Source organism: Thermoanaerobacterium xylanolyticum LX-11, assembly GCF_000189775.2.
GTDB classification, from domain to species: Bacteria; Bacillota; Thermoanaerobacteria; order Thermoanaerobacterales; family Thermoanaerobacteraceae; genus Thermoanaerobacterium; species Thermoanaerobacterium thermosulfurigenes.
Window position 1 is genome coordinate 501,748 of sequence record NC_015555.1, and the last position, 14,254, is coordinate 516,001.

Sequence of the window (14,254 nt, forward strand, 5' to 3'; positions counted from 1 at the left end):
ATGATAAAAAGAGAATTAACTTGTATTGTATGCCCAAATGGTTGTCGCTTGGTTGTAGAAATGGAAGGAAAGGAAATTGTAAATATCACAGGATATGAGTGCAAAAGAGGATTAAAGTATGCTGAAGATGAGATAATTGCTCCCAAAAGGACTCTGACTACAATAGTAAAAGCTGAAAAGGGTCATCTTCCAGTAGTTTCTGTCAGGACTAAAGAGCCAATTCCAAAAGAGCTTATCGGCAAAGCAGTGATGGAACTATCTAAAATAACTTTAAAGCCGCCGATTAATGTAGGTGATGTCGTTGTCAAAAACATCTTAAATACTGGTGTGGATGTTATTGCAACGAGAAATCTTTACAGCAAATAAGTGTTTAGTGGCTTATTAATTATGACATATTTTAATGAGGAAGGAATGCAAAGTATGGAGAAAATTTGTGAAAGAATAAAGTCTCCAATTAATATACACTCGCAAATATCTGCAATGATAGTCAGGAGAGTAAATGACGTATGCAAAAAGGACAATGTCAAAGTTATGCTTAAAAAAGCTGAAAGCGCAAGGCTTGTGCCTGCCAATAGCATGCTTTCCATGATAACTTTTTTTGCATCAGAAGGCGATGATATTGATATAATCGTAGAAGGAGATAACTGCATTTCTTCAATGGAAGAGATTAAAAAGATTTTTTTAGTGGATTTAAAAAAGGTGAATGACGAGAGTGGAACATATGAGCTTTTAAAGAATACGTCTATTGCGTACGAAGAAATATTTAACTCCATTGCAGTTGGCATAATTGCTACGGACGATAATGGAATCATAACTATATTTAATAAAGCATCTGAAAAAATAACAGGTTTTAGCCTTGATAAGGCAATCGGCAAAAATATAAGTGAAGTTATGTCAGATATAGATGTAAGTCAAGTCTTAAAATATGGAAGTGAGTTTTTAAACAAAAAATACGTCATAGGTGAAAAGACGCTTTTTTTAAACATGACTCCTATTTATGCTGGAGGCAACATTACTGGTTCATTGGTTGTATTTCAAGATTTTCCACAAATCGAGTACCTTGAAGGAGAACTTAAAAGGAGCAGAAAACTTGATAAAGCCTTTGACATAATAGTAGGTAACAGCGGAAAATTGAAAGATGCATTGACGGTGGCATCTAAAGCGGCAGAAACGGATTCTAACGTAATAATACGAGGCGAAAGCGGGACAGGAAAAGAATTAGTTGCTAATGCGATACATTATTCAAGCAAAAGACACGATAAACCTTTTATAAGGGTAAATTGTGCTGCTATACCAAGCACACTTTTAGAAAGTGAGCTTTTTGGTCACGAAAAAGGAGCGTTTACTGGCGCAATAATGCAGAAAATAGGGAAGTTTGAACTTGCTGATGGAGGGACGATCTTCCTGGATGAAATAGGAGATATACCAATAGAAATTCAAGCAAAACTTTTAAGGGTTCTTCAAGATAAAGAGTTTGAAAGAGTTGGTGGAATAAAGACTATAAAAGTAGATGTAAGGATAATTGCGGCAACAAACAAAAACCTTGAAGAAGCTATGAAAAATGGCACATTTAGGGAAGATCTTTACTACAGGTTAAATGTTATACCTGTCTTTTTGCCAGCTTTAAGGGATAGAAAAGAGGACATTCCTGTTTTGGTAGAGCATTTTATAAAGAAGATGAACAAAAAACTTGGAAGAAATGTTCATTTTATTACAAACATAGCCATAAAATCCCTGATAAAGTATGATTGGCCGGGAAATATAAGAGAGCTTGAAAATCTAATTGAAAGGTGCATAACATTAAGCGATAAAGAGTACATTGACTTCGATGATCTTCCATCGTATATAAAAAATGTAAAAGACAGCAAAGACGATGAGGTAATATATTTAGGCGACAATTACGATATTGAAAAGATGGAAAATTATGAGTATAAAATAATCAAAGCTGCATTATCCAGGTATAAAAGTTTTAACAAAGCTGGAAAAGCCTTAGGATTGACCCATAAAACAGTTGCAGCTAAAGCGAGAAAATTTCATCTGGTTGAAAATTAATATCAGGATTCATTTATGATTGATACTTTTTACCAAGAAAAAATAAAAATCTTTTCATTGAAGTGGCCATATGCTGACATTTTCATCTGCATATGACCTTTTTTATTGGCATACAATTTGCAGTAGATATAAAAAAATAAAAAATATGGGGGTTAATATCATGAAAAAGCTCATTAACAATCCTGAAGAAGTTGTAAAGGAAATGGTGGCAGGACTTCTTTACGCATATCCAACATACTTGAGAAAGCTTGATAATGTAGATGTTGTAGTAAGAAAAACATCTCCTGTAGAGGGGAAAGTTGGGCTTGTAAGCGGTGGTGGCAGTGGACATGAGCCTGCACATGCAGGGTATGTAGGTAAAGGCATGTTGGATGCAGCTTGCTTAGGTGCTGTTTTTACGTCGCCAACGCCTGATCAAATCTATGAAGCTATAAAAGCTGTTGACGGCGGAAAAGGTGTTTTGCTCATAATCAAAAATTATACAGGCGATGTAATGAATTTTGAGATGGCAAAAGAGATGGCTGAAATGGATGGTATAAAGGTTTCAGAAGTGATTGTGAATGATGATGTGGCTGTTGAAAACAGCACATATACGCAGGGCAGGAGAGGTATTGCAGGTACTGTTTTCGTCCATAAAATAGCTGGAGCTAAAGCTGAAGAAGGGGCTGAGATTGAAGAAGTCAAGGAAGTTGCAGAAAAGGTCATAAAGAATTTAAGGTCTATGGGAATGGCATTTACACCATGCATTGTGCCTGCAGCAGGAAAACCAAGCTTTACACTTGAAGAAGATGAAATTGAGATAGGAATTGGAATACACGGTGAACCTGGTACACATAGGGAGAAGATAAAAAGTGCAAAAGAGATAGTTGCTGAGCTTATGGACAAAATTGTTTCTGACTTGCCGTTTAACGACGGTGATGAAGTGGCATTGATGGTAAATGGCCTTGGTGCTACACCTCTTTCAGAGCTTTTCATAGCAAACAAAGAAGTGAATGAATACCTTATGGGAAAAAATATCAACGTTTATAAAACTTTCGTGGGTGAATACATGACGTCCCTTGAGATGAGCGGATTTTCAATAACACTTTTAAAACTTGATGAAGAACTTAAATCGCTTTTAGATGCATCAGCAGATACACCTGCCTTTAAGCAATTATAAGATATGAGCCGAAAGGGATGATGATATTGTTGTTGAGAAAGACAGACGTAGTAAACATTTTAAATGACATAGTAAAGACAATTGAAGATAATAGGCAATACCTTACAGATCTGGATGCAGCAATAGGTGATGCTGATCACGGCATAAATCTTGATAGGGGATTTAAAGCAGTGAGGGATAAGATGACACAATTTTCAGATAAAGACATAGGCACAATACTTAAAAATGTTGGTATGGTTTTAGTTTCTACTGTTGGTGGAGCATCTGGACCACTTTATGGAACATTTTTCATGAGAATGGGAAATGTAGTATCAGGCAAAAACACATTAGATGAAAATGACATTGTCGCGATGTTTGAGGCTGGTCTTTCTGGAATAAAAGAAAGAGGAAAAGCACAAGTAGGAGACAAGACTATGATCGACTCGATGGAGCCTGCCTTGAATGAGTTAAAGAAAGCATTAAGTGAAGGACGTGGTTTAAAAGAAGCTATAGAAGCAGCGGCAAATAATGCATACAATGGTGTTTTAATGACTAAAGACATTGCTGCAAAAAAAGGCAGAGCCAGCTATCTTGGCGAAAGAAGCATAGGACATCAGGATCCTGGAGCAACATCAGCTTATTTGATGATAAAAACTGTTGCTGATTATGTAGATAAGTTGCAACAATGAAGAAAGGATTGGATCTAATGGTAGGTATAGTTATTGTGTCTCATTCAAAGAAGGTGGCAGATGGCTTGTATGAATTAGCTGACCAGATGACAGGAGGGAAAATAAGGATAGGCAAGTCTGGCGGCACCAAAGATGGGCGATTAGGCACAAATGTAGACGAAATCGTAGAAGAAATAAAAAAGTGCGAAAGCGGCGACGGCGTTTTAATCTTAGTTGATTTAGGAAGTTCTGTAATGAGTGCTCAAATGGCGTTAGAATTTCTTGATGAAGAATACGCGGGAAAAGTTGAGATAGCAGATGCGCCTCTTGTTGAAGGAACGATTGCTGCAAGCGTAGAAGCTTCAATAGGCAGTGACATATTAAAAGTTAAAGCAGTAGCAGAAGCGGCTAAAAATCTTGTTAAGATTTAATTGCCTGGATGAAACCAGGCTTTATTTTTTTGTAGAAATTTTTATAAAAAAATATTAAAATATATAATATACAGAGGGGGGTGAAGTCAATTTACGATCACATAGTTTCTGAATACGATACCAAACTTAAAACATATGTAGAAGAAAGGAGGTACATGGATGCGTATAAATACATTTTCAAACAGAAAAATCTCGTCAGCGATCTCGATAGAAGTATTTACTTATACTTAATTTTATGGCAAATTAAAGTTGAAATTTATCTCGGTATTATTGAAGATGCGAAAGAGCACTTTTTGAACATTTTTGATAATATTATTTTATCTAAGAATAACATATCATTATTTATTGAATGTGTGCTGTTGCTTGATATGTTCGAATTGTCGCTAAAAAAAGATGGCATATATGAGCAATTGATGAACTACGATGAAGAAAATAATTGGATAAATTTATATATTTTTATATTAAGTTTTAAAAATAAAAGCAGGAATTATTCAATTGAGGACGAACTACTATATATGGCAGAAAAAAATACTGACAGATTTTTTCAGTCATTAATACATACTGTATTGGCAGAGGTGTACAAAGATGATAGAAACGAGAGATGGTATATTGAATTGAGGAAGGCTTATGAGCTTAATCACGACAATTTGAGAATGATTAGGCTAATGATACAGTGGGGTATTAAAGGGGATGATGAGCTTAGAAAGGTTAAATATTTTAGGCACTTTCCCGAAAATAAGATTATTTTAAAAAAGTATTACGAACTTTATAGCAATAGAGATCGTGAAAGTCGGGATTTTAGTCTTTTTAAATTTAATTTATTAGAAGGTGGTGGTACGGGTGGTAGTAGTTACTTAATAACGTACGATGATGTTAATGTATTATTAGATTGTGGAATTAACTTTAAAGATGATCACATATATTACGAGAATTTAAAAAAAATTGGCATTGATATTAAAGATATTGATTTACTCATTATTACACATTGCCATCTTGATCACTGCGGGGGCATTGTAAACCTTATAAAAAGCGGACTAAATTGTCCTATAATTATGTCTTATGAGACGAAATATATATTGAACGGATTTTTTTCTAAAAACAGCAATATGCAGGATTTAAATCTAAATGATGCTGATTATAAGTTGCTGAATAAAATAAACAGCATGACATTGACCGATTGCCTTTTTGATGAATCTGTGAAAGGCAAAAGAGTCTTAGTGAAGCTTATTCCATCCGGACATATATTGGGGGCTTGCGGGGTTTACGCAGAAATTGGTGGTTTTTCAGTGTTTTATACAGGCGATTTTACTGTAAAAGATGTTGAGACAAATAGTGGTCTTACAATTCCTGATGGAATGCACGCTGATGTGCTGATTACTGAAGCTACGTTTGGATATACGTCAAGCTTTAGCGTTTATGATAAGACAATTCAAGATAAGTTGATTCTGGAAGTGATAGAGGAATTAGCCAATCGTGGTGTTGGCTTTATACCTGCATTTGCTGTAGGGAAAGCTCAAGATTTATTGATGCTTATGAAGAGAAACTTTGAATATATGCCGTACAATGTGTATGTTGATGGAGCATTGTCGTATATAACCATGTTATATGAAAAAGTAAGAGGGCCTATCTACGGAAATGGCATATTAAATGCAAATGACATAAAATTGTATGATAGCAAAAGGGAATTTATAAGAAAGGAAATTTCGCTGGGAAATTGTCTGGTAATGACCAGCTCGGACAATCTTACCGAAGGCAGTACTTCTTTTGTGTACGGGCGGGAGTTGATGTCATTTGACAATGCGATTTTGCTAAACATAAGCAACAACATAAAGAAACCTATATCTATGTTGCAGGAGAATATTCCTATTATCAACCATGGGATACTGCAGGATATTTTAGAAGTATTTTTGAAATTGACACCTAAAAAGGTTTATATTGTTCATAGAGGAGCAAAGACAAATAGTACATTTAATATTGAGGAGATTTTGAATATGTTTGATGATGTAGACGTTATGGCTCCGTAGAGCCTTTAAATTTATTTTACCATGAGGGAGTAAAGGAGGAAAAATGAAACCATATATTGGTATTGACCTTGGAACTACTAATACGGTCGTGGCGTGTGCTGATTATACAGAAGATGGCAACGTGAAAATTGATATTTTAGATATAGAGCAAATCTCTGATAAGAACGGTAGTATAACAGTAAAAAAAACGTTGCCATCCTGCATTTACGTGGATGATGGCGGAAATGAATATATAGGCCAATTGGCTAAAAATATGAAAAACATTGAATACGATCGTGTAATATACAATAGCAAAAATTATATAGGGAATAGGAATCATGTGTGGCAAATTGGCAAAAAAAAGTATACTCCAGAAGATGTGGCAGAGAAAATTTTGTCTGTTGCTAAGGCAAACGTTGAAAGATTTTATGGTGAAAGAGTACATGGTGCTGTCATAACAGTTCCGGCATCTTTTAATCATGACCAAATTGAATCTACTAAAAATGCAGCTAAATCGGCAGGATTTTTAGAGGATCAGCTTATCTTTATATCAGAGCCTACAGCGGCATTGTTGGATCTAATTTATGAAGAAAAGTTAAGCGATAAAAGATACGCCATTCACGATTTTAGCAAGCCAAAAAAAGTTTTGGTATTTGATTTAGGTGGAGGCACTTGTGACGTATCCATAATGAATGTGGAAATAAATGGTGATGATTATAAAGTTGAAGAATTGGCAATATCTCCTCATACACAACTTGGAGGCGTTGACTTTGATGTATGTGGAGTTCTGTATTTATTGCACAAGTATTCTATTTTAAATGATGTTGATTATAAGCGAATGTTGCCTAATGTTGATGTAAAGCGATATATATTTAGCGTATTGTCGCTGGAGATTGAGAAAGCCAGAATCATGTTTTCATCTATAGGCAGTGGTTTAACAGGTGAAGAATATGGCGATGTTGTGTATAGAAATAGTTTAGAAAATTTCTACAGTAGGCAGTCATTTGAATTTGAAATAAGCAAAAAAGAATATGATGAGTGTATAAAGCCTTTACTTACAAAAGGCGGCAATTTAGGGTTCAATATAATAGATCCGATAATTGATACTCTCAATAAAGCTAATTTAGAAAAGGAAGATATTGACGAAGTTTTCTTAGTGGGAGGCATGACGGCTTACAGCACTGTTAGGGAAACGATAGAGAACTTTTTTGGCAAGAAAACTATAAGCTACTTAGATCCTATGTATTCAGTAGCAAAAGGTGCTGCATTGTATAATTATTACAATGAAAACAAAAAGAAAATTGAAAAAGGAAAAATCATCATATATCCCGTAGTAGCAGAGAATATTTACCTTGATGTGAAAAATAATTTGCCAGTTCTATTAGTAAGCCAAGGAACGAAAGCACCTTATGAAAAAGTGTATGAAAGCATTGTAAAAGTAGACAATGCTACAGGAATAAAGCTTGACATTTTATCAGGGAAAAGCATTTACGATCCAAAGATGAAAAGGCTTAAATCAGTTCAATTGACGTTTACTGATATTATAAAGCCTGGTACACCTATTTCTATAAAAGTGACTTTTGATAAAAACAGGATATTGCATTTAGAAGCATGGGTTACGGGAAATTTTAAGCAGAGAATAGATGTCACATTTGATAAAGAGGTGTTGTATGATGGCTGTTAATTGGAGAGCTTTGCTTCAAGAAAACAGAGATTTGTTTTTTAATATACACAATGAAGAAATCAAAGAAGGTAAAGGATATTTAGGAGCTGCTGCAAATGCTGAAAAAGTGGAATCAGCTAAAGAACAGGTTTTTGAATACTATATATCTGATGTAAATGCACGGCTTATCTATGAAAAAACGCTTAAATTAGGTTCAACAAGCGAAAAAGGTGTGAATTTAATAGAAGTTGAAATCATAGATTTATTTAAAAGCATATTAGAGGAAGAGCAGAATCCTATTGAAATGTTTTTATACTGCACGAAAGCACTGAATTTAAGTGATAGGAATATTTACCAATCTATATTGAGGATCTTAGTATCGGTGTGCAATTTAAGCAAGGCAGGGAGAGATGCTCTTATCAGTGTGCTAAAGAGTTGGTCATGGGATCTTCAGATGAAAATAGCAATAGAAGTCATAAGGACTATTAAGGAAAAGTCTGCTTTTGATACGCTTTTGCTTTTGTTTGACAATGAAAGTTTAAAAATCGAAGCTGCGGAATGTCTTTTGGACATTGGTGACGAAAGATGTGTAAGACCTATTTTAAACATGGTGAATAAATTCAATGGGTTCAGTGTAAATGAAAGAAATGTGGCATTTAGACTTATAGATAGGCTTTCACGATTTGGAGAAGATGCACTGTCTGAAATTTTGAAGTGCTACATGAACAACGAGAATAAAAGCCTCAATACAGTCTATTCAAATGTTATATCTCGTTCAAAGGAGATGGCGATAGAAAGCTTGTCGAAGATGCTTTACAATGATGAGTACAATCAAAAAGCCGCTATAACATTAGGAAAGATGAGGATTGAAAATGCAACAGATAAGCTTATTGAAGCGCTGGAATCTCCTTTGATAGAAGATAAAATGAACATCATCATAGGTTTAGGATATACAAAGGACAAAAAGGCTGTAAAATATTTGATGAATATGCTGGAGAATGAGAATTTCAAAAATGATGTTAAGGCTTGTATCATAACGTCACTGGCAAATTTAGAAGCTTTTGAGGCAAAAGACATAATCAAAAAGTATATGAATGATAAGGAACTTAGAATAAATACTATGTCTGCATTAGTGCAGTTAGGTGAGATAAAATACTTAGGAGGCTTATTTGAGTATTTGATATCTCCAAATAATTCTTACAGCGACATATCATGTGCAATCAAAGAGCTTAAAAGGCTTAAAGGATTTAAAGACAGCAAGATAAGCAAGGAAATAACCAATGGCGTCAGATACTTAATAAGAAATAATGACGGCTTTGCATGCTTAAACGCATTAAGGATTTTAGACACCAACATTGATGACAGCATGGCTGAAGAGTTGATTTTAAAACTTAAGACAACAAAGAAAGAAGAGATTCAATACACTATTTACAAAATTTTAGGCAAGAACACAGGTTTATTAAGCAATATCATAAATGAGAGGATTTTTATTGATGCGTCGTTTAACGATAGCACCAGAATCAGATACCTTGCACAAAAGATTATTGAGAGGAATTACAAAGGAAAAGATAAACTTATAAAAGCATGAAGGGAAGATGTGTCTTGTTAGACAAAAATGGAATAGATATTGCCAAATGTTTAGATATATTTTTATATTCTTTACCATACAGCGTATTGATAAGACCTTTTAATAAGGACAAAAATCTCCAGAAGAAGCTTGCCGGATTTAGACTAAACGAAAAATCCAGCCCTCCATCAAAAATCGTTCCTATACTAAGGCAAGAAATATTAAAAGGAAATTTTGACTATGCTGATTTAATAGATACATGGAAGGTTCTAAAAAAAGATCTTTATGAGAAGATAAGCCAGATGGATGTTGACGAAATGGAAGAAAACATCGTTGAGTTATGCCGCAATTATGGACGTGAAAATGTCGTTTCTGCGCTTCTTATTGACAATAGGCAGGAACTTGGTGATATAATTAATAAAGCCATGGAGCTAAATGTGGATGTGGCTGATGAAAAATTGGTAGAAGACGATGATAGAATAATGAATCAAAAAGATAGCGTAGACTTACTCAAGAAGGTCAAAAAGCTTGAAAGAGAAGTAGAAAAATTGCAGGACAAATTGATAAAAGAAGAAAAAAAGAATATAATTGAGGTGGACAATTTAAAAAAGGTGTTGGAAAATAAGGACAAGGAAATAGCATCTTTAAACAAAAGATTGGAGGATTTAAGACAAGAAAAAAGACGTTTGGAAATGATTCTGGAGCATATAGGGGTAGAATTTGACAAACACGTAGTAAAACTCATAAATGAAAGCATGGCTAAGGAGAAAAAAAGTGAAAATTTAAAGGTTTCTTTAAATAAAATATTGATGGATTTACAACAAGACAATCAGGAAATAAAGAAAAACTTCTCTGAAATCAAGGAGCTGATATTTAATATTGAGAAGAAGATTGCATCTAACTATGTAGGAACCGCTCACTTGCAATCGGCAGTAAGTTTAGAAGACGATGATTACTCTTTGTTGGACGATCTATCAAAAATGCTTAAAAATTCATAATTGCGAGGTGTAACAATGCATCATGATGAGATTCAAAAACTTAAAAAGATACTAATTGAAGACAACAATGATGAAACTAATATTTCGAGAGCTCTTAAAGAAGTATTTAAAAGACAAAAAAGCATAATCATGACAATTTGCGTCTTAGAACTTATATATGAATCTGTATATCTATATGACATCATTTTAAAGAGAAGTGGTGTTTTAAAGTTTATAAAAAGTGTAGATAACCAACTGTACGTTACTGTTGAAAGTTACAGAGATGTTGTCAGTAGGATCAGGCATTATAGACAGATAGACATGAAGATTAAGGATAACATCATAAAAACGCTTCAAGAGGAAAAGGATAAGTTAGAAGCAGATCTTGAAGTGCTATTTGGGTATTTTGTGGAAGCAAGGTATTGCAGTGATGTGTTTAATGACAAATTAAAGATTTTTAATCAGAATGAAATTAATATAAGCATTGATGAGTTTTACGATAAAATTAAAGAGTTTGTATTTGAAAATGAAGATGAGAAATTTGAGAGGATTCAGGAAGTCATATCAGCTATACCTTTTGCCCTTTCCAGAAAGAGGTTTTTTGATTACATGAAAAGTGGTTTGATCCATGAATACAATGGCTACGAGAAACTTTTAGAGAGCATTTTTGAGATAGAGGAAAATTTTTATGGAAAATTGGTAGAAGGTTATGGGGATAAATTTGCAGAGATAGCCAACAAGATAGATGAGCTTCAGACATTGGACTTAAAGAATGCTGCAAAAGATGATTTGGAGATGTATTTAAAAGATACAATCTTGCTTTTAAGCAAGATACAGGATGTAAGAGAAATAGTTTATTCGCTCATAAGGATCGTAAATAGACTTTTAATATTTTATAAATCAGACAAAAAGATAGAAGATATTATGCATGAGGAACCTAAAATAAAAATCTTTTTTGACATTTACAGCAGTATATACGAGGAAAGATATACAAAGAAGAAAGTCAAAGACTTTTTAAAGATGTTGAACGAAAATATTTCTAATTGGTATTTTGAGCTTTACAATTACAATAGACTGTTAAGTGATGTTAATTATCTTGAAAATGAGATAGATACATTGATAGATGAAGGTATACTGAATGATATAGAAATTTTAGCTGAGTACGAAAATCTGATGAATGATGACAGCGACGAATTTGACGACATCACAGGCGATATAATAGATGGAAGCATTGTTGAAGGCGAGATAAATAACCTTGTTTCCATGATAGATGACATAGCAAAGTTCATGAATCCTGATTACAGAAAGGTGCGCATGAGGCGGCTTTTAGGAATTATACCTGTTCCTGGGAATTTTGAAAATGAGTTTTTAAACTATTTAAAAAGCTCTTTGGAGTTTGAGACGACGTCAAATGTTAAGGCTGCCATAATGGAAAGTGTCGACAAAAGGATAAAGTTGTACAAGGACATGAAAAACAGCAAGCTTTTGTATGAAGCTCTTTTAAAAAACGTCAAGGAAGGATTGTAGTGAATGAAAGTTACAAATAAAACTGTATCTATAATTATGACTGTGCTTTTATTTTTGGTTGTCTTACTTTCGAATTTGCAGTACTTGGCGTTTAATTTAAATTTCTATATAAATGAATTTGACAAATACGGTGTTAAGTACGTTACAGGTATGGATAAATCGCAATTAAGCAAAGTTGCATTAAGAATTCAAGATTATCTTTATGGGAAATCTGAAAGCCTTCAAATAGACGCTGTAATAGATGGACAAAATCAGAAGGTTTTTAATGATAGGGAATTGGAACATATGAGAGATGTCAGAAAGCTTTTTGAGAATGGCTTTTTGATTAGAAACTTAATGATATTTATTTATATTTTGGCTTTTTTGTTTCTGTATTTTAGAAAAGAGGATGTCTTTTATCATACATACCGAGGTATGCTTTTTGTGATATTGTTTTTACTCGTTACAGGAGCCATAGTTTCATTAGATTTTAACAGATGGTTTATATATTTTCACCACATTTTTTTTGACAATAATTTATGGCAATTAGATGTAACTCGAGATAAGTTAATTCAGATGCTTCCGGAAGGTTTTTTCAGTGACATATCGTATTTGACTTTCAGGAATTCAATCATTACATACATTATAATTGGATTTGTATCTTTTCTATTAAAAGGGAAAAAAGACAGTAAAATAGGCCTCTAAAGAAGGCCTATTTTATATGCACATTTGTTTTTCGTCTTTCATCAATTCGTCGATTTCTTCCTTCGTTATCGTCTCGTTAGACAATAATCTTTCTGCTATTAAGATTATCTTGTCTTTTTTCTCTAAGAGGATTTTCTTTGCATTAGTGTAGCAGTTATTGATTATTTTATTTACTTCAGCGTCAATTTTATCTGTTGTTTTTGTCATTCTAATGTCATATATTCTGTGGCCTAATTCGCTCATGCCATAATTGCAAACCATTTGATAGGAGATATTTGTAGCTTCCTTTAGGTCGTTTTCTGCACCAGTTGATACTTCATTAAACATTATCTCCTCAGCGGCACGACCGCCTAAAAGCATGGTTATCTTATTTTTTAAATCTGTTTTTGTCATCAAAAAAGCATCGTCTTTTGGAAAGTTCAAGACGTATCCTAAGGCTTCTCCTCGTGGTACGATGGATATTTTCTCCACTGTGCTGGAGTTTAATATTTTTCCGATTATGGCATGACCTGCTTCATGGTGTGCCGCAATTTTGCGCTCTTTCTCCAATACTTCTGGATTTTTCTTTTGAAGGCCTGCGACGACCCTCTCTATTGCTTCATCAAATTCTTCTCTTCCTATTCTCTGCTTGTGCCTTATTACAGCAAGAATGGCAGCTTCATTGCATATAGACGATAAGTGTGCTCCTGTCATGCCGTGAGTTTTTTTAGCAATTTCATCTAACGATATGTCAGTGTCTAAAGGTTTATTTCTCGTATGTACTTTCAGTATTTCCAATCTGGCTTTTACGTTTGGATTTCCTATGTGAATAGTTCTGTCAAATCTTCCAGGCCTTAAAAGGGCTTCATCCAACATATCCAGCCTGTTTGTAGCACCTATTACGATTATCCCGTCATTGCTGTTGAACCCATCCATTTCAACTAATAGCTGATTCAATGTTTGATCTTTTTCAGAATTGTTGTCGTTATTTCGCTTGCTTCCAACTGCATCGATCTCGTCTATGAAGATAATGCTTGGTGTTGATTTTTTAGCTCTTGCAAACAACGCTCTTATGCGGCTGGCTCCAACGCCTACGTATTTTTCAACAAATTCAGAACCTGATGCAGAGATGAACGTGGAATTTGTTTCACCTGCTAAAGCAGTTGCCAGCAAGGTTTTGCCTGTACCTGGCGGACCGTAAAAAAGTATTCCCTTTGGTATTTTAGCACCCATCCTGTCGTACTTTTCAGTGTTGTTTATAAAATCGATGATGATTTTAAGCTCATCAATAACCTCATCAAGTCCTGCAACATCTCTGAATGTAATATTGACCTTTTTGCTGGATTCTTTTTCTTTGGGTGGAAATTCATTTTTTAGGTTTACAGGCATCATTTCAGACACTTTGTTTTTGTAAAGCATGTACCCTATAAGCAAAAGAGTCAGCATGGAAATTATTATAAGCGCTGAATTTCCATTTTTACTATGTAACATGCCTAAAACAATGTTTATTAACAGTGATAGTGTCAATAATATTATATATAAGTTTTTTTTCATAGCCATCGCCC

General features: G+C 34.1%; 12 protein-coding genes. 11 read left to right on the top strand and 1 reads right to left on the bottom strand.

What is annotated here, in order from left to right:
• From THEXY_RS02560 to THEXY_RS02610, 11 genes are all read left to right on the top strand, one after another.
• Window positions 1-366: a DUF1667 domain-containing protein gene (locus THEXY_RS02560; RefSeq protein ID WP_013787287.1), complete on the top strand. Its 366-nt coding sequence runs from the start codon at window positions 1-3 to the stop codon at window positions 364-366.
• Between the two features lie 54 nt (window positions 367-420).
• Window positions 421-2,052 (top strand): sigma 54-interacting transcriptional regulator, encoded by a 1,632-nt coding sequence (locus tag THEXY_RS02565; protein ID WP_041592058.1) that lies wholly within the window; start codon window positions 421-423, stop codon window positions 2,050-2,052.
• 160 nt (window positions 2,053-2,212) lie between these two features.
• The gene (gene dhaK, locus THEXY_RS02570) at window positions 2,213-3,211 is read left to right on the top strand and encodes a dihydroxyacetone kinase subunit DhaK (RefSeq protein ID WP_013787289.1); all 999 of its coding nucleotides are present in this window, start codon (window positions 2,213-2,215) and stop codon (window positions 3,209-3,211) included.
• A gap of 26 nt (window positions 3,212-3,237) precedes the next feature.
• On the top strand, window positions 3,238-3,879 hold the full coding sequence (dhaL, locus tag THEXY_RS02575) for a dihydroxyacetone kinase subunit DhaL (RefSeq protein ID WP_041592059.1): 642 nt from the start codon (window positions 3,238-3,240) through the stop codon (window positions 3,877-3,879).
• 17 nt (window positions 3,880-3,896) lie between these two features.
• Window positions 3,897-4,289 (top strand): dihydroxyacetone kinase phosphoryl donor subunit DhaM, encoded by a 393-nt coding sequence (dhaM, locus tag THEXY_RS02580; RefSeq protein WP_013787291.1) that lies wholly within the window; start codon window positions 3,897-3,899, stop codon window positions 4,287-4,289.
• Window positions 4,290-4,369: 80 nt separating this feature from the next.
• Window positions 4,370-6,313, top strand: a complete 1,944-nt coding sequence (locus THEXY_RS02585; RefSeq protein WP_013787292.1) for an MBL fold metallo-hydrolase — start codon at window positions 4,370-4,372, stop codon at window positions 6,311-6,313.
• A 43-nt stretch (window positions 6,314-6,356) separates the two neighbouring features.
• Window positions 6,357-7,976 carry an Hsp70 family protein gene (locus THEXY_RS02590; protein WP_013787293.1) on the top strand — a complete coding sequence of 540 codons (1,620 nt, stop codon included), beginning with the start codon at window positions 6,357-6,359 and terminating at the stop codon, window positions 7,974-7,976.
• Window positions 7,963-9,543 (top strand): HEAT repeat domain-containing protein, encoded by a 1,581-nt coding sequence (locus THEXY_RS02595; RefSeq protein ID WP_041592060.1) that lies wholly within the window; start codon window positions 7,963-7,965, stop codon window positions 9,541-9,543. The genes THEXY_RS02590 and THEXY_RS02595 overlap by 14 nt, the downstream gene beginning before the upstream one ends.
• Window positions 9,544-9,557: 14 nt before the next feature.
• Window positions 9,558-10,520, top strand: a complete 963-nt coding sequence (locus THEXY_RS02600) for a coiled-coil domain-containing protein (RefSeq protein ID WP_230197627.1) — start codon at window positions 9,558-9,560, stop codon at window positions 10,518-10,520.
• A gap of 15 nt (window positions 10,521-10,535) precedes the next feature.
• Window positions 10,536-12,026 (top strand): hypothetical protein, encoded by a 1,491-nt coding sequence (locus tag THEXY_RS02605; RefSeq protein ID WP_013787296.1) that lies wholly within the window; start codon window positions 10,536-10,538, stop codon window positions 12,024-12,026.
• 3 nt (window positions 12,027-12,029) lie between these two features.
• The gene (locus tag THEXY_RS02610; protein ID WP_013787297.1) at window positions 12,030-12,710 is read left to right on the top strand and encodes a TIGR01906 family membrane protein; all 681 of its coding nucleotides are present in this window, start codon (window positions 12,030-12,032) and stop codon (window positions 12,708-12,710) included.
• A gap of 12 nt (window positions 12,711-12,722) precedes the next feature.
• Here the strand turns inward: THEXY_RS02610 and THEXY_RS02615 are convergent, their stop codons facing one another.
• Window positions 12,723-14,243, bottom strand: coding sequence for an ATP-dependent metallopeptidase FtsH/Yme1/Tma family protein (locus THEXY_RS02615; RefSeq protein ID WP_013787298.1), 1,521 nt, complete (start codon window positions 14,241-14,243; stop codon window positions 12,723-12,725).
• Window positions 14,244-14,254 lie beyond the last annotated feature (11 nt).